The 24,056-nt window shown below is 55.3% G+C and carries 18 protein-coding genes; 4 read left to right on the top strand and 14 right to left on the bottom strand.

Annotation, left to right across the window (positions count from 1 at the left end):
* Positions 1 to 15: 15 nt before the first annotated feature.
* Genes mutL through ACJJIO_RS11175 form a run of 4 tightly spaced genes read right to left on the bottom strand, consistent with a single transcriptional unit; the run spans position 16 to position 5,305 of the window.
* A complete protein-coding gene (gene mutL / locus ACJJIO_RS11190) occupies positions 16 to 1,911 on the bottom strand; it encodes a DNA mismatch repair endonuclease MutL (RefSeq protein ID WP_444908520.1) in 1,896 nt (631 codons plus the stop codon).
* A gap of 54 nt (positions 1,912 to 1,965) precedes the next feature.
* Entirely contained in the window at positions 1,966 to 3,276 is a 1,311-nt protein-coding gene (locus ACJJIO_RS11185) for an N-acetylmuramoyl-L-alanine amidase (protein ID WP_444908519.1), read from the bottom strand.
* Positions 3,277 to 3,332: 56 nt separating this feature from the next.
* Positions 3,333 to 3,821 (bottom strand): tRNA (adenosine(37)-N6)-threonylcarbamoyltransferase complex ATPase subunit type 1 TsaE, encoded by a 489-nt coding sequence (gene tsaE, locus ACJJIO_RS11180; protein ID WP_444887795.1) that lies wholly within the window; start codon positions 3,819 to 3,821, stop codon positions 3,333 to 3,335.
* A 2-nt stretch (positions 3,822 to 3,823) separates the two neighbouring features.
* Entirely contained in the window at positions 3,824 to 5,305 is a 1,482-nt protein-coding gene (locus ACJJIO_RS11175; protein WP_444908518.1) for an NAD(P)H-hydrate dehydratase, read from the bottom strand.
* Between the two features lie 134 nt (positions 5,306 to 5,439).
* On the opposite strand from ACJJIO_RS11175, the gene queG reads away from it, so the two are divergent.
* Positions 5,440 to 6,543, top strand: a complete 1,104-nt coding sequence (gene queG / locus ACJJIO_RS11170) for a tRNA epoxyqueuosine(34) reductase QueG (protein ID WP_444908517.1) — start codon at positions 5,440 to 5,442, stop codon at positions 6,541 to 6,543.
* 81 nt (positions 6,544 to 6,624) lie between these two features.
* Here queG and orn read toward each other — a convergent pair whose 3' ends face one another.
* Positions 6,625 to 7,167 carry an oligoribonuclease gene (orn, locus tag ACJJIO_RS11165; protein WP_444883459.1) on the bottom strand — a complete coding sequence of 181 codons (543 nt, stop codon included), beginning with the start codon at positions 7,165 to 7,167 and terminating at the stop codon, positions 6,625 to 6,627.
* Between the two features lie 86 nt (positions 7,168 to 7,253).
* On the opposite strand from orn, the gene rsgA reads away from it, so the two are divergent.
* The 3 genes from rsgA to asd are packed head-to-tail and all read left to right on the top strand — an operon-like array spanning position 7,254 to position 9,975.
* Positions 7,254 to 8,294 (top strand): small ribosomal subunit biogenesis GTPase RsgA, encoded by a 1,041-nt coding sequence (gene rsgA / locus ACJJIO_RS11160; protein ID WP_444908516.1) that lies wholly within the window; start codon positions 7,254 to 7,256, stop codon positions 8,292 to 8,294.
* Entirely contained in the window at positions 8,291 to 9,085 is a 795-nt protein-coding gene (locus ACJJIO_RS11155) for a sulfurtransferase (protein WP_444908515.1), read from the top strand. Before rsgA ends, ACJJIO_RS11155 begins: the two co-directional genes overlap by 4 nt.
* Before the next feature lie 26 nt (positions 9,086 to 9,111).
* Positions 9,112 to 9,975, top strand: coding sequence for an archaetidylserine decarboxylase (gene asd / locus ACJJIO_RS11150; RefSeq protein WP_444908514.1), 864 nt, complete (start codon positions 9,112 to 9,114; stop codon positions 9,973 to 9,975).
* Positions 9,976 to 10,029: 54 nt separating this feature from the next.
* Here asd and ACJJIO_RS11145 read toward each other — a convergent pair whose 3' ends face one another.
* The 9 genes from ACJJIO_RS11145 to ACJJIO_RS11105 form a co-directional block, all read right to left on the bottom strand.
* The gene (locus tag ACJJIO_RS11145) at positions 10,030 to 11,385 is read right to left on the bottom strand and encodes a cyclic di-GMP phosphodiesterase (protein ID WP_444908513.1); all 1,356 of its coding nucleotides are present in this window, start codon (positions 11,383 to 11,385) and stop codon (positions 10,030 to 10,032) included.
* 172 nt (positions 11,386 to 11,557) lie between these two features.
* Positions 11,558 to 12,637, bottom strand: a complete 1,080-nt coding sequence (gene hemE, locus ACJJIO_RS11140) for a uroporphyrinogen decarboxylase (RefSeq protein WP_444908512.1) — start codon at positions 12,635 to 12,637, stop codon at positions 11,558 to 11,560.
* Positions 12,638 to 12,796: 159 nt separating this feature from the next.
* The gene (locus ACJJIO_RS11135) at positions 12,797 to 14,215 is read right to left on the bottom strand and encodes a glutamate synthase small subunit GltD family protein (protein WP_444908511.1); all 1,419 of its coding nucleotides are present in this window, start codon (positions 14,213 to 14,215) and stop codon (positions 12,797 to 12,799) included.
* Positions 14,216 to 14,235: 20 nt separating this feature from the next.
* Complete coding sequence (gene gltB / locus ACJJIO_RS11130; RefSeq protein WP_444908510.1) at positions 14,236 to 18,684, bottom strand: glutamate synthase large subunit; 4,449 nt, start codon at positions 18,682 to 18,684, stop codon at positions 14,236 to 14,238.
* A gap of 344 nt (positions 18,685 to 19,028) precedes the next feature.
* A complete protein-coding gene (gene aroB, locus ACJJIO_RS11125) occupies positions 19,029 to 20,114 on the bottom strand; it encodes a 3-dehydroquinate synthase (RefSeq protein WP_444908509.1) in 1,086 nt (361 codons plus the stop codon).
* A 79-nt stretch (positions 20,115 to 20,193) separates the two neighbouring features.
* Positions 20,194 to 20,715: a shikimate kinase AroK gene (gene aroK / locus ACJJIO_RS11120; protein WP_444910990.1), complete on the bottom strand. Its 522-nt coding sequence runs from the start codon at positions 20,713 to 20,715 to the stop codon at positions 20,194 to 20,196.
* On the bottom strand, positions 20,715 to 22,910 hold the full coding sequence (locus ACJJIO_RS11115; RefSeq protein WP_444908508.1) for a type IV pilus secretin PilQ: 2,196 nt from the start codon (positions 22,908 to 22,910) through the stop codon (positions 20,715 to 20,717). Before ACJJIO_RS11115 ends, aroK begins: the two co-directional genes overlap by 1 nt.
* Complete coding sequence (locus ACJJIO_RS11110; protein ID WP_444908507.1) at positions 22,910 to 23,437, bottom strand: pilus assembly protein PilP; 528 nt, start codon at positions 23,435 to 23,437, stop codon at positions 22,910 to 22,912. Before ACJJIO_RS11110 ends, ACJJIO_RS11115 begins: the two co-directional genes overlap by 1 nt.
* Positions 23,434 to 24,054 carry a type IV pilus inner membrane component PilO gene (locus ACJJIO_RS11105; RefSeq protein ID WP_444908506.1) on the bottom strand — a complete coding sequence of 207 codons (621 nt, stop codon included), beginning with the start codon at positions 24,052 to 24,054 and terminating at the stop codon, positions 23,434 to 23,436. Before ACJJIO_RS11105 ends, ACJJIO_RS11110 begins: the two co-directional genes overlap by 4 nt.
* Positions 24,055 to 24,056 lie beyond the last annotated feature (2 nt).

The raw sequence follows: 24,056 nt of genomic DNA, 5'->3' as shown, positions 1-24,056 counted from the left end.
ACTTCCAAAACGCGATTATTGACCGCGCATAAACCACTTATCCATATCCGCCAGTTTAACCTGGGTCCAGGTCGGACGGCCGTGATTGCACTGGCCGCTGCGCTCAGTGCGTTCCATATCCCGCAGCAGCGCGTTCATTTCCGGAATCGTCAAGCGGCGGTTGGCACGTACAGACCCGTGACAGGCCATGGTGGCGAGCACTTCGTTGATTTGCTCGCCTATACGCTCGCTGTCACCCTGCCCAAGTAAATCTGACAATACATCGCGCACCAGTTGCTCCACCTGAGCACCGTGCAACATGGTCGGCACCTGCCGTACCAGTAGAGTTTCCGGGCCTGCGCGCTGTAGCACGAAACCGAGAGCCGTAAACACTTCGCTGCGCTCCTCGAAGCAATCCGCCTCGCGCTGGCTGACCGCCAGGCTCACTGGTACCAGCAATGGCTGTGCCTGAATACCGCCCGCAGCATGAGCCACTTTCATTTGTTCATAGACAATACGCTCGTGGGCGGCATGCATGTCCACCACGATCATGCCCTGCTCGTTCTGCGCGAGGATATATATGCCATGCAGCTGAGCGATGGCAAAACCCAACGGCGGAACATCTTCTCCATTAGCACTCTCGTTAATCGTGGGTGCCTGCGCAGCCATTGGTGCAACAGGAGCGCCAGCCGGAGGCGCATCTGGAGAAGGTACCGCAGGCTCAGCAACAGCCGCCGGCTCCCGATAGGGTTGATGCAAGGCACCGTAGGCATTCATTTGCTGCTGTAAGCTCGCCGGTGAGGGGCGATTGGAGAGTGGCATTTTTTGTTGGCCGGAAAACTCTCCTGCCTGAATACCACTGATTCTTTCAGCAGCGCCATTCTCTTGCCCATCAGCCTCTTCAGCTTGCTCATCTTTCTGCCCTGGGCGCACATCCGCCAGAGCCCGATGCAAACTGCCAAACAAAAAGTCGTGTACCAAGCGACCATCGCGGAAACGCACCTCGTGCTTGGTCGGGTGTACATTTACATCTACCGATGCCGGGTCCAGCTCCAGATAGAGTACAAACGCCGGATGACGGCCGTGATAGAGCACATCCGCAAAGGCACGGCGCACCGCGTGACTCACCACCTTATCGCGGATAGCACGCCCATTGACGTAGAAGAATTGCAGATCGGCCTGGGAGCGGGAGAAAGCCGGCTCGGCCACCCAACCCCATAGGCGCAAACCACTGCGCTCCACATCGATATGCAGGGCGTTCTGCATAAAAGCCGGACCACATACCTGCGCCACACGGCGCTCCATCTCCACGCGGCCGCTGCCGGCACGCAGGTTGTGCACGCCCTTGCCGTTGTGGCGCAGAGTGATAGACACATCGAAGCGGGACAGAGCAAGGCGCTTGATGGTGTCGTCGATACGGTTAAATTCAGTCTTCTCGGTGCGCAGAAACTTACGCCTCGCCGGCGTATTGAAAAATAGATCACGCACATCCACGGTGGTGCCGCGGGGGTGGGCCGCTGGGGCCAGCTGCGCCTGCATATCACGGCCCTCGGCACTCACTTGCCAGCCCTTGCCGCTCTCATCGCGGCTACTGATCAGATTCAATCGCGCGACAGAGGAAATACTGGCCAGGGCCTCACCACGGAAACCCAGGGTGGCCACCGCTTCCAGATCTTCCAGCACATGGATTTTCGATGTGGCATGACGCGCCAACGCCATGGGCAAGTCCTCTTTCTCGATACCCTTGCCGTTATCCCGCACTTTCATGCGCTTGATACCGCCATTATCGATATCCACTTCCAGCCGCGTGGCGCCAGCATCCAAACTGTTTTCCAGCAGCTCCTTGATTACAGAGGCGGGGCGTTCGACCACCTCACCGGCAGCGATCTGGTTGGCTAGACGCGGAGATAATTGCTGGATACGTTCGTGCATAACTCTGTCTTGTTAACGCTAATTTGAAGGGCCGATAAGGCGGTAACTTTGCGGCTAACCCGAGGGGATACTCAGAGTCTGCCCCACGCGGATCACTGAGCTTTTAATACCGTTGGCTTTCTTCAGGGAGGCCACGGAAATCCGGTAACGCGCGGCAATTCCGGACAGTGTCTCGCCGCGGCTAATCACGTGGCGGCGCGACTTGGCAGGCTTGTTGGCTACCAGCCAGGTACCCGCCGGAGGGTTAGCGCGAAAGTAAGCCACTATACCCTCACTGAGCTTTTCTGCCATACGCTGCTGAAACTTGGGATCACTCAATCGCCGTGACTCGTAGGGATTAGTGATAAAGCCCGTTTCCACCAAAATTGAGGGTACATCCGGGTTGCGCAACTCCGAAAAATTCGCCTGCTCCACTTTCTTTTTGTGCAAGTGTGTAAAGCTGGCCAGTGAATTCAGTACACTGGCGCCAATATCCAGGCTGGCATTCATGGTGGCGGTCATCGACAAATCCAGTAATACCCCAGCCAGGGTGTCATCCTTGTCATCCAGGCTCAAGTCACCGGCACCGCCTATCAGATCGGATTCATTTTCCCGCTGGGCCAGGAAACGTGCAGTCTCACTAGTAGCGCCACGCGAGGAAACGGCATAGACACCGGCACCACGGGCCTCCTTGCGGGTAAAGGCATCGGCGTGAATCGAAATGTACAGATCCGCGCGCATTTTGCGCCCCTTCTTCACCCTCTGGCGCAGGGGAATAAAGTAATCACCGGTTCTGACCAATTTCGCGCTGAAACCCCGTTCGCGATCGAGTTCTTTGTGTAGTTTTCGCGCAATAGCCAGCACCACATCCTTCTCGCGCAGACCTCTGGGACCCAGTGCACCCGGGTCCTCACCGCCGTGACCAGCATTCACGGCAATAACGATGTCGCGTTCAGTACTCACCTGCTGCAGGGTCTTCTCTTGATTTTCCACTTTGTCGTAAAGATCAAGCACCAGGCGATCCGGCAGTAATTCATGACGGCGCAGGGAAAAACTGCGGGGATTGATCTGCTGCTTCAGATCGAGGACAACGCGCAGGTCTTTCTTGTTGTGGCGGGCGTGGCGTACTTGGGCGATGGGAGTACCCTTCAGATCCAGAGTATCTAACTGCGCCTTTAACTGAGTATCGGCAATATCCACCACAACACGGTGCGGCCCGCTCAAGGTGAACAACTTGTGCTCCGCCGGGCCGCTCAAGTCGAAGACCAGGCGCGTGTGGTCCGGCGCCCGCCACAGGCGCACGCCCTCCACTTCAGCCGCCATCAGCGGCAGTGCAATTACCAGCCCAGTTACCAGGGCCACCAGCGAGCGCCACATCCTACTCATTACTTCCCAACCCTTTCACTTATTGTTTTTACACATCCCTGAATCCAGGCCAATTGCTATTTATTTAGCATCTTTGCCAGAGTATCGAGTACCGCTTCTCCCTGTTTGGAATGGGTATTCAACAGCAGCTGGCGGCCGCTGTCCGGTACTTGCAGAGTCAACTCCAAGTCCGGTTCAGGTAAAACGCCAGCGCCACGTTCCGGCCATTCCACCAGGCTCAGGCTATGCGTGGCGAAGTAGTCCCGCACCCCCATAAACTCCAACTCTTCGGCATCTCCCAGGCGATATAGGTCGAAGTGATATACCCGCTGGGGTCCAAGTTCGTAGGGCTCAACCAGGGTGTAAGTGGGGCTCTTCACCGCACCCTGATGCCCAAAGGCTCTAAGCACGCCGCGACAAAAGGTGGTCTTGCCGGCACCCAATTGGCCATTCAGGTACAGAGTGAGCCCCTGCTGGAGACCACTGGCCAGGCAGGCGCGGCCCAGCGCTTCGCCGCCTGCCACCGTTGCCTCTTCGTCCGCTAAATGCAATTTCAGTTCACTCACTATCAGTCCACCAACCGTCGAATCCAGGGCAATAAATCTGTGGCCAACAAACCGCGCTGACCATCCTCCGCGGCGCGGTTACCCGCTTCGCCATGCAGCCAAACTGCCAGGCGCGCCGCATCTACCAAAGGCAGGTGCTGACCGATCAAGGCTGCCACTATTCCGGTGAGCAGGTCCCCCATGCCTCCCGAGGCCATACCCGGATTACCGCTGTTGATCAAATCGACACCGCCTTCGTGGGCAACCAGAGTGCCGGCGCCTTTTAGTATCACCACACCACTGAATTTCTGCTGAACTGCCACCGCCGCCGCGCGGGGATCTGCCAGTACCTCGGCGGTATCGCAGCCGAGCAGGCGCGCCGCCTCGCCGACATGGGGCGTCAGCACCCAATCATCGCGTTTTACACCTGCGAGTACCCGCCCGGCGGCGAGGATATTCAGTGCATCCGCATCCACCACCAGCGGCACCTGAGCGCGGCCGGCGCGGGCCAGCAGCTGTTCGCTCCAGGGAGAGCGGCCAAGACCCGGGCCCACTGCGATGACATCGGGCCCCTCTAAAAGTGGCTCAAGTTCCTGGCCAGAAATAACCGGATGGGCCATGACCTCTGGGCAGCGGGTCAAAGCGGCAGTTAAGTGTTCCGGGCGGGTTGCCAGGGAGATCAGACCGGCACCACTGCGTGCAGAGGACTGCGCCGCCATCAGCGCTGCGCCACCGAAACCGCTGTCGCCACCAACCACCAGAATATGGCCAAACATATTTTTGTAGCTGTCCGCAGCACGCGTGGGCAGGCGCCTCAGGCTGGAGCCCTCAAACCGTTGCGCCAGGGGCTCTACTGCTTGATAAACCGGTGCGGGGGCGCCGAGATCGGCAAAGATCACCTCGCCACAAAGCGCCGGGCCACGCCCACAGTAGAGGCCCAGCTTGCGACCGATAAAGGTCACGGTCATATCGGCCTGAACGGCCAGATCAGCGCTGCCACTATCGGCACTCAGGCCCGAAGGAATATCCACAGAAAAAACCGGACCGGGACTCTTGCGAATTCGCTCAATGACATGAGCAACATCCTGACGCAACTCACCGCTAAACCCTGTCCCCAGCAGTGCATCCACGATCAGGGTGTTACCATCGGCACTGTCCAGCTCGGTCAGGGAGGTCAGCACCTGAACGCCTTCGCGAACGGCGTAGGCATGGGCCTCGCGGGCATCGCCCTTCAAGAGTTCGGGGTCGCTACAGGCAAACACCGTCACCGGTATCTTCTTCTGCGCGGCCAGAGCCGCAATCACATAGCCATCACCGCCGTTGTTGCCACCGCCACAAAATACCTGGATGCGGCCGATATCCGTCCAGCGGGCGCGCAAATGGGTGAAAGCTGCGCGGGCCGCGCGCTTCATCAGCTGTATCGAAGGAATTTCCAGCGCGGCGATTGTTTGTCGGTCGAGTTCCCGTACCGATTCGGCACTGTACAAAGGTTGTGGCGTATCCATGCGGCTCCCGCAATGTGGTGAAGATGTCATCTGTGGCAAAATGGGCAATTGTATCGCTGGCACTTGCACTGACAGCAAAGTATACCGCCCCGGCCAGTCATTGTGCTTGCATGGGATATCGAGCCGCTTTATCTATGACCGAATCACTGCTCGCCGAATTAGCCGACCTTATCAAACTCTGGGGACGGGAGCTGGGCTTCCAGCAAGTTGGTATCACCGACTGCCAGCTGGAGGAGGACGGTGAGCGCCTGCGCGCTTGGATCGATAAGGGCTACCACGCGGATATGGAGTGGATGGGCGCCCACGGGGAAAAGCGCTGGCGCCCGGCACTACTGGAAGAGGGAACCGTGCGCGCCATCAGTGTGCGCCTGGACTACCTGCCACCGGATACCCAGCCGATCAAAGTGCTCAAGGATTCCAGTAAGGCCTATGTCTCCCGTTACGCCAATGGTCGCGACTACCACAAGCTGATTCGCAAGCGCCTGGCCAGCCTGGCCAAGAAGATCGATGCCTTCTGTGCCGAACAGGGTATCGATTCCAAGGGTCGCGCCTTTACCGACAGCGCACCGGTAATGGAACGCGCTCTGGCGCGCAAGGCCGGCCTCGGCTGGGTCGGCAAGAACTGTCTGCTGATCAATTCCAAAGCTGGCTCTTTTTTCTTCCTCGGCGAGATCTATACCAATCTGCCCTTGCCTGTCGATGCCGGAGATTTTGCCGACGAGTGCGGCGATTGCGTGGCCTGCCTTAAAGTCTGCCCAACCGATGCCTTTATCGGCCCGCGCACCTTAGATGCCGGGCGCTGTATCTCTTACCTAACCATCGAAAACAAGGGGCCGATTCCGGAGGAATTCCGCGAGCCAATCGGCAACCGGGTTTTCGGCTGCGACGATTGCCAGACAATCTGCCCCTGGAACAAGTTCGCCAAACCCACCGCAGAGCAGGACTTCCACCCGCGCCACGGCCTTGACAACGGCGAGCTGCTGGCGCTGTTCAACTGGAGCGAGGAGGAGTTTTTGCGCAAGACCGAGGGCTCGCCAATCCGCCGTATCGGCTATGAGCGCTGGCAGCGCAACCTGGCGGTGGCGCTCGGCAACGGCGCGGCCAGCGAGGAGGTATTCGAAAGCCTGGAACAATCGCGGCAAACGGCCACGCCTCTGGTGCTGGAGCATATCGATTGGGCCCTGGCGCGACTACGCAGTGGACGCAAACGCAAACGCAAGATCAAACGCGTAACCTGAGCCCCTTATCGAGGCGCAGAAAAGAGTCGGGACAGCAGAAAAGAGGCTCTAATCGGCCGAGTGCTCCGCTAAGTCGGAAGCTTAACTGAGGCGAAAGAAGGTCTCGCGGTAATGGCGCAACTCTTCGATAGAATCGCGAATATCGTCTAGAGCCAAATGGCTGCTATGTTTTTTCACCCCATCCAACACATCCGGACGCCAGCGCCTGGCCAGCTCTTTCACCGAACTCACATCCAGATTGCGGTAGTGGAAGTAGGATTCCAGCTGCGGCATATATTTGACCAAGAAGCGACGGTCCTGACCGATAGAGTTACCACACATGGGCGAGGCACCCTCCGGCACCCAGTGGCGCAGGAACTCCAGGGTCTCTCGCTCCGCTTCCCGCTCGGATATATTCGACTCCTTTACTTTTGCCACCAAACCAGAACCGCCGTGTTGCTCGGTATTCCAGTCATCCATGGCATCCAGCAGGGCTTTGCTCTGGTGAATCACCATCGCCGGGCCTTCGGCGAGCACATTCAGCCGCGAATCGGTCACAATGGTGGCGATTTCGATAATGCGCTCTTTTTCCGGATCGAGGCCGGTCATCTCCAGATCTATCCAGATCAGGTTGTTCTGATCCACAGCGGGTCTCCTCAAACTTTCCGCGCAAGTTACCGCAACTACCCGGCAATGGCTATAATCCGCCGCTAATCTCCAGGTGCCAGTGCATGAGTAAACGCAAATTAAACCGCCGCCAACAGTGGCGCGTCGCCAAGATCCAGCAGGAGCGCGAGGCCCGCGCGCGCAAGCGCGAAGAGTCCGCAGAACAAGCTCTGGACGACGGTCAACTGGGCCAGGAACAGACCGGTCTTGTCATCGCCAACTATGGCACCCAAATTTTGGTGGAAAGTGAGAGCGATGCTTCCCTGCGCCAGCGCTGCCACATGCGTGCCAATATCGATACCCTGGTAACCGGCGATCGCGTCGCCTGGCGTCCCGCCACTAGTGATAGTGATGGCGGCTATGGAGTTGTGGGTGCGCGGTTGCCGCGCAACACAGAGCTGCAGCGCCCTGATCGCTACGGCGACCTGAAAACCGTAGCAGCCAATATCGATCGCATTGTGATTGTTATAGCCCCCTACCCGGAGCCCTTCGCTAATGCCATCGACCGCTACCTGGTCGCCGCAGAGACCACCGGTATAGCGCCAATCCTGCTGCTGAACAAGATCGACCTGATCGACGATGGCAACCGCCAGGCACTGGATACCCTACTGGCCCCCTACCCCGACCTCGGCTACCCAGTACTGCGCCTTTCCACTAAAACCGGCGAGGGCCTGCCACACCTACTCGAGACCCTGGCCAAGGGCAGCAGCGTCTTTGTCGGGCAGTCCGGCGTGGGCAAATCTTCACTGGTCAACGCCCTGCTACCGAGTGCCGGCGCCCGTACCGGCGCCCTGTCCGAGGCAACCCTGAAGGGCACCCACACCACCACCGCAGCGGAACTGTTTCACCTGCCCAGCGGAGGCGATCTGATAGACTCTCCCGGCATCCGCGAGTTTGGCCTCTGGCATATGGAGGAGGCCGCGCTACTGGAAGGGTTTGTGGAATTCCGCCCCTTTATCGGCCACTGCCGCTTTCGCGACTGCAACCATCAGGGCGAACCCGGCTGTGCCATTCACGAGGCACTGGCCAACGGCGACATCAGTGAGCGCCGTATGAACAGTTTTTTACACCTGCGCAACAGCCTGGAATCGGAGAATAAATTTTGAACCTGATTATTGAGGCGGAAGAGCTCGCCGCCGAGCTGGAGCATGAAGAGCTATTGGTTGTCGACCTCAGCTCCCTGCAAAATTACTTGAACGGACACATCCCCGGCGCCCTGCACCTACCATTTCAGGCACTGATGGCGGGTACTGCCCCTGCGCCGGGTAAACTCCCCAGCTCCGAACAGCTGACCCGAGTTTTTCGCGCTATTGGCCTGCGCCCGGAAACCCATGTAGTGGCCTGTGATGATGAAGGCGGCGGCTGGGCCGGACGCCTCCTGTGGACCCTGGAGAGTATTGGCCACCGCAATTACAGCTACTTAAACGGTGGTATGCACGCTTGGCGCGGTGCCGGGTTACCACTGACCACTGAAGAACCACAGGTTACCCCAAGCGATATCGAAGTCTCGATCGATACCGATGCTGCCATGAGTGCCCGAGAGATCCAGGAGCATCTTGGCAACCCCGACTTCCTCGTTTGGGATGCCCGTTCCCCCCAGGAGTACAGCGGAGAAAGGGTCTTGGCTACCAAGGGCGGTCATATTCCCGGCGCAATCAACTGCGAATGGACCCAGCTGATGGACCCTCAGCGCGACCTGCGTATCCGCACCGATGCGCGTGAGCTACTCGCCAAGCTCGGCATCAATGAAGCACATAAAATCGTCACCCACTGCCAAAGTCATCACCGCTCTGGTTTTACCTGGTTGGTGGGTAAGTCCCTGGGTTTTGATATTCGCGCCTACCCAGGCTCCTGGAGTGAGTGGGGCAACCTGCCCAATACGCCCGTCGAACAGTAAGTATTACCGGAAAACGTTGTACCCGTATGAATCCAAAACTCTTTACCACCCTGCAATACCTGACTCCGCAACACGCTCTTTCCCGCGCTGCGGGCTGGCTGGCGAACACCGAAATCAAGTCGATCAAAGACCCTTTCACCCGCTGGTTTGTCGAAAAGTACGGTGTCGATATGCAGGAGGCCAAAGAGACCGATTGCACCGCCTATCGTACTTTCAACGACTTTTTTACCCGTGAACTCAAAGAGGGCGCACGCCCGATTGTCAGTAGCGAGGGTAGCCTGGCCTGTCCCGCAGATGGCGCCATCAGTCAGCTCGGTGCTATCCACAATGGCCGTGTGTTCCAGGCCAAGGGGCACGACTACAGCTTGCTGGAATTGGTGGGTGGTGATCCGGAATTGGCGGCCCAGTTTGACGATGGCCACTTCGCCACCGTGTACCTGTCACCCAAGGATTACCACCGGGTACATATGCCTATCGACGGCACCCTGCGCAGCATGACTTATGTGCCGGGCCAACTGTTCTCGGTCAACACCGTAACCGCCGAAAACGTACCGCGCCTGTTCGCCCGCAACGAGCGCCTGGTGTGTGTATTCGATACTGAAGCCGGACCCATGGCCATGATTTTGGTTGGTGCCATGATCGTTGCCGGAATCGAGACTGTTTGGGCCGGCCAGGTAGCGCCCCATACTCGCGATGTGCGCACCACCAACTATCTTGAGAATGCACCGATTCACCTGCGAAAAGGCGAGGAGATGGGGCGCTTTAAATTGGGCTCCACAGTCATCATGTTGTTTGGGGCGGATCAAGTGCGCTGGCTGGACAGCCTTGAGGCGGAAACCCCTGTGCGTATGGGTGAGTATTTCGGCAGCATGATAGCTGACGCCAGCTGACTCTTCGGGAGAGCGGTAAGTTACGCCGCTCTCAAGGCTTCCCCCGAAAATAAACTATCTCGCCAGACGCGAGAAAAAGCGGGACAGCTGCCCACCACTATTGAAAAGGTAATCGTCCCGCACCGCCGAGGTATTCACCTCCGGATAAGCCCCTGGCTCTATATCCCGCACTATGCTGACCTTTTCCTCCGGGCGCATCTTGCCACGCTCAATCAGCTTTTCTGCACGATCCTCGGCAGCCGCCAGGTCAAACAGGCGCGGTTTACTCAGCTGGCGCTTGTGTGCATCCAGCACAATCATCACCTTGGGGCGCAAACGCCGGTCATAGGTCTGCTCCACCACTACACCCACTTCGCCACTGGAGAGCTCTACCTGGGTACCGGTGGGGTAAAGTCCTATCGCCTGAATAAATTCAACGACCAGCTGTTCTTGGTAGGCGATGCCACGCAGATCATAGAGTTCGGCCACGGCCTTTGAGGGCGCTATGGGTTGGCTGGCGCCACGGGGGTTCGTGGCTTCATCATAAAAAGTAACGATGCCGCACATGCGCGCCAATACGGGAATCTTGTCACCGCGCAAACCGCCGGGATAACCACCGCCGTCGTGGCGCTCGCGATGACCGCGCACAATATCAATCACCTGGGGGTCGACCTGGGCGTCTGCCGATAGCATCTGCACGCTGTGTTGCACAAATTTACGATACTCCAGCTCGCTGCGCGGGTCGCGCTTGGGCATCTGCAGCACTTCTGCGGGAATCGATAACTTACCCACATCCTTTAACAGGGTGGCCACCCCCAGCTGCACCAACTCATGTCGCGCCAAGCCGATATGCCGGCCAAACAGCACCGCCCAAATACTGGCGCGTACCGAGTGACTGTAAGTATGTTCATCCCTGTCTCGCACTCGCGCCAACCAGGCGAAAGCATCCGGGCTGCGCAGCACACTCTCAACCAGATCCTCTACCACCCGGTTCATCTGTGGCACCGGCAGTGGTCGATTGCTCGCTACCAACCCCATAACTTCACCCATGCCGCGCAATATCTGGCCGTGCAACTTGCGCGCATTGCCTGCCTCGCGCTGGGCGGGCTGAGGGGGGGGGTAAGTCTTGTGAGAGACCGCAACGGGGCGGCAGGGAATGGTGACGCGCACGGCGGCTCGGCCATGCCCTTTAGCACTTGCACCACTAGCGCCGATCAAACGGCGCAAGGTAACACCGGCACTGCCTACGGTCTTGTGCACATCGACATAAACAAATCGGCAGTACTTCTGTAGTTGGCGAATCTCCTCCAAATCGCGGATATAAAAGCCCTGCAGGGCGAATGGAGTCTGTGTCCAGGGTTTGTCTAGCCTGGACACAAACATGCCGCGCTGGAGATCACCGACGGGAATTTTTGCCTGTTCGAGTGCCACTTGGGGAGGTACCGACCACTGTAGTAAATGCTTGGAGACCGCCCTCAGCAAGGGCCCCGTTTCTAAATCCGGGCCCCCTCGGGCAAGCGCACATTTATATCACGGACAGATATTGGCGAGCACCTATACAAAGTGAGACTGTATTCACAGACTCAGACACTAGTTGCCACAGTTAGACGTGATATTTTGCGGAAAGCTCTACCACTGCCTCGATCATGGCGCCGGCATGGGCCGGATCTACTTTCGGAGTAATACCGTGGCCAAGGTTGAAAACATGGCCACTACCCTGGCCGTAGGACTGCAGCACAGCTTCCACTTCTTGGCGGATGCGCTCTGGACTGGCGTAGAGTACGGAAGGATCCAGATTACCCTGCAGGGCAACGCGATCCCCAACACGGGCACGGGCACTGCCGATATCAGTGGTCCAATCAAGCCCGAGAGCATCAGCACCGGTATCCGCCATCGCTTCCAACCACTGCCCCCCCCCTTTGGTGAACAAAATAGCGGGCACCCGGCGGCCATCGGCTTCTTTGATCAGACCGCTGAGAATACGCTGCATATATTGCAGGGAGAACTCGCGGTAGGCGCTGTGACTCAAGGCGCCGCCCCAGGTATCAAAAATTTGTACCGCCTGGGCACCGGCGCGAATCTGTGCATTCAGGTAGTCGGTCACCGAATCGGCGAGTACGGTCAGCAGCTGGTGCATCAGCTCGGGGCGGTTGTAGAGCATTTCCTTGCTGCGGGCAAAGTCCTTACTGGAGCCGCCCTCAATCATATAGGTGGCCAGGGTCCAGGGGCTGCCGGAAAAACCGATCAACGGCACACGACCATTTAGCTCGCGGCGAATGGTGGACACAGCGTTCATCACATAGTCCAGATCCCGTTCGCTATTCACCACTTCCAATGCCTCAATATCATCGGCAGTGCGCAGCGGCTTATGGAATTTGGGGCCCTCGCCCTCGGCAAAATAGAGCCCAAGGCCCATAGCATCTGGGATGGTGAGGATATCGGAGAATAAAATCGCTGCATCGAGTGGGTAGCGTTCCAACGGCTGCAGAGTGACCTCGCACGCCAATTCGGTATTACGGCATAGATCCATAAAGCTCCCAGCCTCGGCGCGGCTGGCGCGGTACTCGGGTAGGTAGCGACCCGCCTGGCGCATCATCCACACTGGTGTTCGATCCACGGGCTGGCGCAGCAGAGCGCGGAGAAAGCGATCGTTTTTCAATTCGGACGGTTTGGTATCAGACATAGGTACACCGAGCGGGCTAAAAAAACGGCCATTGTACAGGGGGCGGGGCCACTAGATACAGCGTGGCAAAAATATCATCCAGGCAGGTTGAGGGCTGGTGCCGCTCTACAAAGATATAAAAATGGGAGGCTTAAAGCCTCCCATCCGCAACCGGGAAAATCAGATATCCAGATAATCGAGAATACCCTCACCGGCCTGGCGCCCTTCCCAAATAGCTGTTACCACCAGGTCGGAACCGCGTACCATATCGCCACCGGCAAAGACCTTCTCGTTGGAGGTCTGGAACTTGTATTTCTGTTCTTCCGGGGCAACGACACCACCCCAGTCCGCTACTTCAATGCTGTGCTCGGCAAACCATTCCGCCGGGCTTGGGCGGAAACCGAAGGCGACTAGCACGATATCTGCCGGGATGACTTCTTCGGAACCGGGCACTACCTGCGGACGGCGACGCCCGTTTTCATCGGGCTCACCCAACTCGGTAGTGACTACTTTCACTCCAGAGACCTTGCCGTCGCCGACAATTTCTACCGGCTGGCGGTTAAACAGGAACTGCACCCCTTCTTCTTTGGCATTGACCACTTCGCGGCGGGAGCCCGGCATATTTTCCTCATCGCGACGATAAGCACAGGTCACGCTCTTGGCCCCCAGTCGAATAGAGCTGCGGTTACAGTCCATGGCGGTATCACCGCCACCCAGCACCACTACACGCTTGCCTTCCACCGAGACAAATTCCGCAGGGTCCTTCTCCCACCCCATATTGCGATTGACGTTGGCCACTAAGAACGGCAAAGCATCGTGCACGCCGGGCAGGTCCTCACCAGGGAAGCCGCCCTTCATGTAGTTGTAGGTACCCATCCCCAGGAATACAGCATCATAGTCATTGAGCAACTGCTCGAAACTGATGTCCTTGCCCACCTCGGTATTGAGACAGAACTCCACCCCCATCTCAACAAACACCTCGCGGCGCTTTTCCATCACCGATTTTTCCAACTTGAATTCCGGAATACCGAAAGTGATCAGGCCGCCGATCTCCGGATGCTTGTCGAAGACCACCGGCTGTACGCCGTTGCGTATCAGGATATCAGCGCAGCCCAGTCCGGCTGGGCCCGCGCCCACAATCGCGACTTTTTTACCTGTCTTTTCCACATGGCTGAGATCCGGACGCCAACCCAGGGCAAAGGCGGTATCAGTGATGTACTTTTCAGCATTGCCGATGGTCACAGCGCCGAAACCATCGTTGAGGGTACAGGCGCCCTCGCACAGGCGGTCCTGGGGACAAACGCGCCCGCAAACTTCCGGCAGGGTGTTGGTCTCGTGGCAGAGTTCCGCCGCCTCGATCACATTCCCCTCGCTGATCAATTTCAGCCAGTTGGGAATATAGTTGTGCACCGGGCACTTCCACTCACAGTAGGGGTTGCCGCAGTCCAGGCAGCGGTGTGCCTGGCTCGCCACCTGGTTTTCACTGGATGGCTGGTAAATCTCCACAAATTCACTGGTGCGCGCGATGATATCTTTCTTCGGCGGATCTATACGGGCCACGTCGATAAACTGGAAATCATTGTTCAGTCTGTCTTTCATACTGTCTCTCCACCCCAGCCTTATTCGCCGCGCTTGCGCACGTCAGAAAGAAGATCCGCAAGGCTCGCCGCCTTGGGTTTTACCAGCCAGAATCGGCTCAGGTAATCGTCGAAGTTATCCAGCAGCTCTTCACCCCAGGCGCTGCCGGTCTCCGCGACATAGGTTTCAATCACCTCGCGCAGGTGACTCTGGTGCGGCTCGAGAATTTCACTACTGATACGGCGCAGCTCGATCAACTCATGATTGCAGCGGTCGAAGAAATCGCGCTCCAGATCCAGCACATAGGCAAAACCACCGGTCATACCGGCACCAAAGTTGTAGCCGGTGCGCCCTAGCACCGCGACCATTCCACCGGTCATGTATTCACAGCAATGATCACCGGCCCCTTCCACTACGGCGAAGGCGCCGGAATTGCGCACAGCAAAGCGCTCGCCGGCACGGCCAGCGGCAAATAACTTACCGCCAGTAGCACCGTACAGGCAGGTATTACCGACGATGCTGGTGTCTTGGGAAGCAAACTCACTACCCTCAGGCGGTCGAATAACCAGCTTACCGCCGGCCATGCCCTTACCGACATAATCGTTGGCATCCCCTTCGAGATACATCTCCAGCCCTCCGGCGTTCCATACGCCGAAAGACTGCCCGGCAACTCCATTGAGGTTGAGTTTTATTGGCGCCTCCACCATGCCCTGGTTGCCGTGGCGCTTGGCGATCTCGCCAGAAAGACGCGCCCCCAGAGAGCGATCGCAGTTGGTCACCTCGAAGCTGAACTCACCACCAGTCAGGTTCTCAATGGCGGGTAGAATTTCTTCCACCATGCGCTCGGCCAACTCGCCCTTATCCCAGGGCTCATTTGTGGCCTGCTGGCAGGTTTGCGGTTTGCTGTCGAGTAGTGCATCGGTATGCAACAGCGGCGACAGATCCAGTTTCTTCTGCTTGTCGGTTTCTCCCTCAATGATGCGAAGTAGGTCTACACGGCCGACCAGCTCTTCCATGGTGCGCACACCAATGCTCGCCATCCATTCGCGGGTTTCCTCGGCAACAAAGCGGAAGAAGTTCATCGCCATTTCTGCGGTGCCGATATAGTGCGCATCGCGCAAGTTCTTGCGCTGGGTCGCGATACCCGTGGCACAGTTATTCAGGTGACAGATACGCAGGTATTTACAGCCAATCGCCACCATTGGCGCAGTACCAAAGCCGAAGCTCTCCGCACCGAGAATCGCCGCCTTGACTACATCCAAGCCAGTTTTAAGGCCCCCATCCGTCTGCACCCGAACTTTGCCACGCAAGTCATTGGCTCTCAGGGTCTGGTGTGTTTCCGCCAGGCCCAATTCCCAAGGTGAACCAGCATAGCGAATAGAGGTGATCGGGCTCGCTGCAGTACCGCCGTCATAGCCGGAAATGGTAATTAAATCCGCATAAGCCTTGGCCACGCCGGCGGCGATAGTGCCAACTCCTGGACGGGACACCAGCTTCACGGATACCAGTGCATCCGGGTTAACCTGTTTGAGGTCGTAGATCAGCTGGGCCAGATCCTCAATGGAGTAGATATCGTGGTGCGGTGGCGGTGAAATCAGGGTGACACCGGGCACCGAGTAGCGCAGCCGTGCAATCAGGTCATTCACCTTGCCGCCGGGCAACTGACCACCCTCACCGGGCTTAGCGCCCTGAGCCACCTTGATCTGCAGCACTTCGGCATTGACCAGATAGTGCGGCGTCACGCCGAAACGGCCGGAGGCGATCTGTTTGATTTTGGAGACTTTGTCGGTGCCAAAACGGGCCGGATCTTCACCGCCCTCTCCGCTGTTGGAGCGTCCACCCAGGCGGTTCATGGCCTGAGCCAGAGATTCGTGCGCCTCGGGAGACAGAGCTCCCAGGGACATAGCTGCGGAGTCAAAGCGGCGCACAATCTGCTCGACCGGCTCCACTTCCTCCAATGGCACAGGCACGAGGTTTTCCTTGAAGGCCAGCATATCCCGCAAGGTTGCCACTGGGCGCTGGTTGACCAGTCCCGAGTAATCACGCCAAGCGGAGTAATCCCCAGTACTGGCCGCTCGGCGCAGGGCCGTCACCACATCCGGGTTAAAAGTATGGTATTCGGTGCCATGCACATATTTGTGCAGGCCTCCGGGGGACACCGGCTTACGCGCTTTCCAGGCGATATCCGCACGCGCGGCCATATCTGCCTGCAACTCGGCAAAGCCGGCGCCTTCGATACGAGTGGGTGCACCAGGGAAACACAGGTCCACCACCTCTTTGGAAAGACCGACCAACTCAAACAACAGCGCACCACGGTAAGAGGCGACGGTGGAGATACCCATTTTTGACAGGATCTTCAACAGGCCCTTGATAATACCGTTGCGGTAATTCTTCTGCGCTTCCGCCGCATCCAACAGCAGCTCACCTCTATCGATCAGGTGATTGATAATGCTGTAGGAGAAATAGGGATGTACTGCCGTCGCTCCCACACCTACCAGACAGGCTAGCTGGTGCGCATCCCGTGCACTGGCGGTATCCACCACCACATTGGAATCACAGCGCAGGCCCGCATGCACCAAATGATGGTGCACGGCACCAGTGGCGAGCAGCGCATCTATGGGCAGATGGCCCTGGCGAATATCGCGGTCGGACAGCACCACAATCACAGTGCCGGCACGAACAGAAGCCTCTACCTTGGCACACAGACGTTCAATTGCACTATGAAGATCCAGATTTGCCGGATCGTAATTCAGGTCGAAAATCTCTGCGTCGAAGCCGGGGCGATCCAGCGACAGTAACGCGGTGTATTTCATATGGGAGAGCACCGGCGAGGACAGAATCACGCGGTCGGCGTGCTCTGGCGTCTCCTCAAACACGGATTTTTCACGGCCCAAGCAGGTTTCCAGGGACATCACCACCGTTTCCCGCAGCGGGTCTATAGGCGGATTGGTCACTTGGGCAAACTGCTGGCGGAAGTAATCGTAGAGCGAGCGGTTGTAGCGGGACAGCACCGCCATCGGCGTATCGTCGCCCATGGAACCCACCGCTTCCTGGCCGGCTTCCGCCATCGGGCGCACTACCTTATCGCGCTCCTCCAGAGAGGAACTGAACAGTTTCTGGTAGACCTTAAACTGTTGGTGGGAAAAATTATTGTCAACCGGCGCGGTCACTAAGGTGGAGCGAATACGGCGCGCCTTCTCTTTCAGCCAGCGTTTATAAGGCTGGGCGCGCTTGAGCATATTGTCGATATCGGCAGTGTGGTACAGCTTGCCTTCCTGGGTATCCACAGAAAGCATCTGCCCGGGCCCGAGACGCCCTTTAGCTACTACATCTTCCGGTGCATAGTTATAAACACCGACTTCCGAAGCCACGGTAATAATATCGTCTTTGGTAATCACCCAGCGGGACGGGCGCAGGCCGTTGCGGTCGAGAGTACATACCGCATGACGGCCATCGGTCATCACCAAGCCGGCGGGGCCATCCCAGGGCTCCATATGCATGGAGATGTATTCATAGAAAGCGCGCAGGTCTGCATCCATGCCCTCAACATTTTGCCAGGCCGGCGGCACCAGCATACGCACCGCACGGTGTAGCTCCATACCACCCGCCAACAACATCTCCAACATATTATCCAAACTGGAGGAGTCGGAGCCCTCGCGGTTCACCAGCGGTACCAGCGCATTCAGCTCGGGAATCAGCTCGGTAACAAATTTGTTGGTGCGTGCCACCGACCAATTGCGGTTGCCGGTAATGGTATTAATTTCACCATTGTGCGCCAGCAGGCGGAAAGGCTGGGCCAGAGGCCAGCGCGGCATGGTATTGGTAGAGAAGCGCTGGTGGAAAACACAGATAGCGGTTTCCAAGCGCGGATCCGCCAACTCGGGGAAGAATTTCGGCAGATCCGCCGGGATCATCAGCCCTTTGTAGGAGAGCACACTAGTAGAAAGGCTGGCGATATAAACATCACCGCTCAGCTGCAACTCAGCCTTGCGCCGGGCCACATATAGCCGAGCATTAAAACGGGCTTCACCCAGTGGCTCTTCGGCATCATTGATCAGCAGTTGTTCGAAGCGAGGTTGGCAGTCCCTGGCGATGGGGCCAAGACACTCGGGGTTGGTGGGCACGGTGCGCCAACCAACAATCCGCATTCCTTGCGCCTGCAGCTCAGACTCAAAGATTTGGCGAGCGCTCTGCGCCTCTCTGTCATCCAGAGGCAACATCACCGAACCTACGGCATAGGCCTCAGTGAGTTCCAGACCGAACAACTTTAGCGCTTCCTCGCGCAGGAATTTATCGGGCTTCTGCAGCAATAAGCCACAGCCATCGCCAGTTTTACCATCGGCGGCAATACCGCCGCGGTGGGTCATACAGGTGAGGGACTCAATGGCCGTCTGTACTAACTTATGGCTCGCCACACCCTGTAAATGAGCGATCAGACCAAAACCACAGTTGTCCTTAAACTCATCCAACTGATACAGACTGCTACCCATAGAATTCCTCGTCACTATCGATTGGGGGACCACAGGCACTGCCGATAGCGGCCTGATATGGGCAAAAATGGCTTAACGCTCGCGCTACGCTCTCCTGCGGTCCCTAAGTAAAAGATCCCGAGATAAAAAAAGCCCTCTAATGGGGCTTTCTTTATTGTTCTTATTGGCGGTTATTTTGCCCCGCCATTATTTCCGGGGGGCGCGCAATATTACTTGCTTACCACTACATTTTCAATAATTCACAGTTTTTTTAACTGCCAAACAAAAATAAGGCAGATTTATTTCCTGTCAACTTGGTTTTAAGTGATCGTACTCTCTAATAAGCGCAGTTCGCGAATCCCCTGTCACCTGGCACCACAGTTCCTTAGCGCATCTATAACTTTTTCCTGAGGCGTATCATCGACAACTTTTGCGTCCCCCAAAGATCTCAGCAATACCAAACGCAACTTGCCATCCAGCACTTTCTTGTCTAACTGCATAGCTTGCAGAAAATCATCGACACTCATATCCGCGGGAGACTGCTGCGGCAACTGGGCTTTTTGCAGCAGCTGACGAACACGCTGTACCAATTCACTGTCCACGTCTCCCAGTAAATGCGAGAGCTCCAGGGCCATCACCATTCCTGCGGCCACCGCCTCACCATGCAACCAACGCCCGTAGCCCTGCACAGTCTCAATTGCATGTCCAAAGGTATGACCAAAGTTTAATATGGCACGGCGGCCTGCCTCACGCTCATCACTAGCCACAACCTCTGCCTTATCACGACAGCAACGATCCACGGCATAAGCCAAAGCCTTGGGATCTCGCGATAAGAGTGCATCGATATTGGTCTCTATCCAGTGGAAAAATGGTGCATCACAGATCAGGCCATACTTGATTACTTCAGCTATGCCTGCTGAGAATTCACGATCTGGCAGAGTCGTCAATGTATCCATATCGGCAAGTACTAGCCGGGGCTGGTAAAAAGCCCCAATCATGTTTTTACCTAGCGGGTGATTGACGCCAGTCTTACCTCCCACAGAGGAGTCCACCTGGGCAAGGAGTGTAGTGGGCACCTGAATAAAATCGACGCCGCGCTGATAACAGGCAGCGGCAAATCCACACATATCTCCCACAACACCACCCCCTAAGGCAATTAGCGTAGTCGTGCGGTTGTGACGCTGTTCCAATAGAGCGTCAAAAATTCGATTGACGGTATCCAGAGTCTTGAAGGCTTCCCCGTCGGGTAGTTCGACAACATCAACCTTATCGAAATCAGAGAGCCCATCCACTAAGCGGGACAAATATAGGGGAGCCACTGTCTCATTTGTAACCACACAGATCTGGCGCCCACGTAAATAGGGCAGTAAATATTCTGAGTCGGCTAATAACTTGGACCCAATGACAATGGGGTAACTGCGCTCCCCCAGTTCCACATTAAAACAGTGCACAATGCTCTCCTTCCCACTAGCGCCAATATGTAGCGCATTGAGTTAATGAGACGCACTTTAGCACAGAGTGAAAAAGGGGTTATTGGGAGAGGCTTTCCATAAGGCGCTCAGCAACCAGGGCTGATGCTTGCTTGGGGGTCAGGTCATCAGTGTCGCAGATAACATCCGCAACTTCGCGATAAAGAGGGGCGCGTTCTTGTAAAATTTCTTCAATACGCGCGCGTGGATTGGGCACTCGTAAAAGAGGGCGGTTACTGTTCTTGGAAGTGCGTTCCAGCAACTGCTCTACCCCGGCCTGTAAATAAATCACATGACCAAACTTTTGCAGCAACTGCCGGTTTTCCTCCAGTAGAACGATGCCACCACCGGTGCCGATAACTTGGTGGGGACCAAGACAAAGTTCTTCGAGCACTTCACTCTCGCGTCGACGAAAGCCGGCTTCGCCTTCTACATCAAATATCCAGGGGATATCTGCCCCTGTGCGCTCTTCCAGCACCTTATCGGTATCGGCAAAAGGCAGCTGCAATTGTGCCGCTAACAACCTGCCTATCGTGGATTTGCCGGCCCCCATGGGGCCGACTAAAAAGATGGAGCGGTTAATCACTTAGATAAAAAAGTCTCACTTTCGATAATACGCGGGGTGATAAACATCAATATCTCACGTTTATCATCTGTGCGTACAGTTTTCTTAAACAAGTTACCTAAGTATGGTATATCTCCAAGTAAGGGCACCTTAGTCTCACCCTCAATAACATTACTCTCAAAAATACCACCTAGGACAATGGTTTCACCGTTACGTACAAGAACCTTAGTCTGCAGAAGGTTGACGTTTATTGAAGGAATTTGATTGCTACTACTCACGCTAAAATATTCGCCGACACTATTCTGCTCAATATTTAGCGCCATAATAATATTGTTATCAGGAGTAATTTGTGGAACAACTTGAAGCTCTAACACCGCTTCACGGAAAGTTACAGCAGCTGCTCCTGAAGAAGTAGCCTCAAGATAAGGGATTTCCACACCTGACTGGATAAGCGCCTCCTGCTTGTCACCGGTAACAACTTTCGGCTGGGATACGATTTCAGCCATACCCACGTCTTCCATCGCAGAGAGCTCCAATCCTAAATAGAAGTCATCTTTTAGAATCGCATACGCAATATTACCAGCCCTTGTAGCAACCCCCAAGTCAACCATTAAAGGATTATGTAAACTAGTAGGACTTTCTAAGCTATTCCCCGTTCCTGTTACTGGTTCTCCAGACAGTCCACCTGAAACAACTCCGAGGGAGTCATCATTAATTTCACTCGTGCCTACATAATCCCAGGTCACACCAAGCTCTCGGGTAAAATCACTATTAGCAGTAACAATTCGAGCTTCAATCATTACCTGTCGAATCGGAATATCAATAACCTCTATCAGCTCACGAAACTGAGCAATTTTTTCTTCAGTATCGGTTAGGATAATCGTATTTGTGCGTTCATCAACGATAGCACTGCCTCGAGGGGACAGTATGCTCGCATTATTATTTGCCCCATCACTACCGCCTCCAGCAAAACCGCCTTGACCGGAGCCATCGCTGCCTTTTCCTGAGAACAGATTGAATAACTCCCCAGCATCAGCATAACGAACTGCAATATATTCTGTTCTAAGAGGAGCTAATTCTTGGAGTTGCTTGCGGGTTTCCAGCTCTTGTCGTTCACGCTCCGCAATTTCAGCTGCAGGGGCTACCATAATGACACTACCCTCTTGGCGCTTATCCAATCCCTTAGCCTTTAGGATTAAAGTTAATGCCTGGTCCCAGGGTACTCCATCAAGACGCAATGTAATTCGCCCTTGCACAGTATCACTAGCCACCAGATTGAGATCAGTAAAGTCGGCAATAATCTGGAGTACAGAGCGAACTTCAATATCTTGGAAGTTTAAAGAAAGTTTTTTTCCAGTGAATTGAAACTCTTTTTCTTTCTCACGAATTTCCGCTGCTGAAAGAGCCTTTACGCTTAGCACATACTGATCATCTGCTTGATACGCGAGGTAATCATAATCTGTATCTGTGGGGTCAACAGCAATTACGGTATTTCGGCCATCGGTGTCTACCGTAATCGCATTCACTGGGGTTGCAAAATCAGTTACATCAAGGCGCTGTCGAAGAGATTCTGGGAGCTCGGTGCCTAGAAAAGTCAGATAGATCTTTCCGCTGGTGCGTTCTACATCAATATTTACTGCCGGATCAGAAAGGCTAACAATAACTTTACCTTCACCTTCTTCTCCGCGACGGAAGTCAACCCCTTTCACAGCAATAGCCCCAGAGGTATTAAAATGTTTACTTCCACCGAGATTCAAGCCACTGTCATGAGTGGAAACTGAGGTAGGTATAGGTGAAGCTGTCACAGCAATATCTTCACCAATCTCTATCACAAGCTGGTTACCATGACGCTCACTAGTATACACCGGCAACTGGTCTAGATTAACAATCAAACGGGTTCGACCTTCACTGGAAACAACTACTGCGCTGCGAGCAGCACCTATTCCCAGTGAATATTTCTTCTGTGGCAACGCACTTTCAACACCGACAAAGTCCATCACAATCCGTGCCGGCTGCTCAATCGTGTATCCTGTGGGCTCTGGCGGCTCGTCTGCGAAAGTTAAGCGCAGCTGAATACGGCTACCAGGCAGCTCGGAAAACTGTATATCATTTAATTGATTAACCTGCGCTTGTAGCGCCAGAGGAACCATCAATACGGCGAGTAGCAAAAGCTGAAACGGCGCCAAATATTTAGCGAACTGCTTGTTAATCATTATCCGTTGCCCTTCTCTTCCAACATCAATGCTCGCGGCCTTTCGATCCAGCCACCAGTTCCGTCCGGAACAATTTCCAGTACATCGAGCTGTGAGGCTGTCGAACTCACAACTCGCCCGTGATTTTTCCCCAGATAATTACCCACAGTTATTCTGTGGATGCCTCCCTCTCCATCATCAATAAGGGCCCAAAGCTGGCCATCTCTCGATAGAGTTCCCACCATTGATAAGGCATCAAAGTTAAAGCGTTCCAATAATTCACGCTGCCGGTTCATATCAGGAGCTATATCAAGCCTGCGCCCGACCAGACGCTGTTCTGACTCCAAAACAGGCCTTGTAAATGGGCTTCGTATTGCTGTCGCGCTGTATACATAGGGGCTATATGGTGTGAAAGTAGGAATGGGCTCAATCTGTCCCTTTGGCCGCCTTTCAATCTCAGCCATTCTTGCATGTAGGTCACTATGATCCGTATTTAAACTACAACCTGATGTCAGCAAAAGGAAAGCTGGGAAAAGATATCTTTTCATCCCTCTTCTCCCTGATCCTTATAGCGGTAGGTCTTTGCATTAATGATCATGTTTAGCAAACCTGCGCCGTCTCGATGGTTAGAGATAGTGAAATCATGCAACGTCACAATTCTTGGCATACCAGCAATACCGCTAATAAACGACCCAAACTCATGATACCCACCTTGAACCTGAATCCTGATAGGTAACTCAACATAAAATTCACCTACCAGTTCTTTTTCCAGCTCTACTTTTTCAATCGTTAAACCACTGCCCCGCCCATATTCATCAATATCCTCAAGCAAGCCAGGAACTTCTGTATCTTTTGGCAACTGCTTTAACAGAGCACCAAAAGTTTCCTCCATTTCAACAAGTTGGGCACGATAAGCATCTAAATTTGCGGCTTCGAATTGTTTATTTTCAAACTTAGAGAATAATTCTCGCTCTTTATTACTGGCAAACTCAAGCTTGTCATACTGATCACCAACCCAAAGGTAATAACCAGACCCGATCAATATAGCCACAATTATCGCTAATAAAGTTAAACGTCCCGCCAGGGGCCAAACCCCCACACGGTTAAAATCAATATCATTAATATCCAGCTCTTGCAGCTGCGTAAGCGTATTCGCCAATGTCATTT

The organism is Microbulbifer mixtoriginis (SeqCode), assembly GCF_052467235.1.
This window is presented reverse-complemented; position numbering and strand designations above follow the sequence as displayed.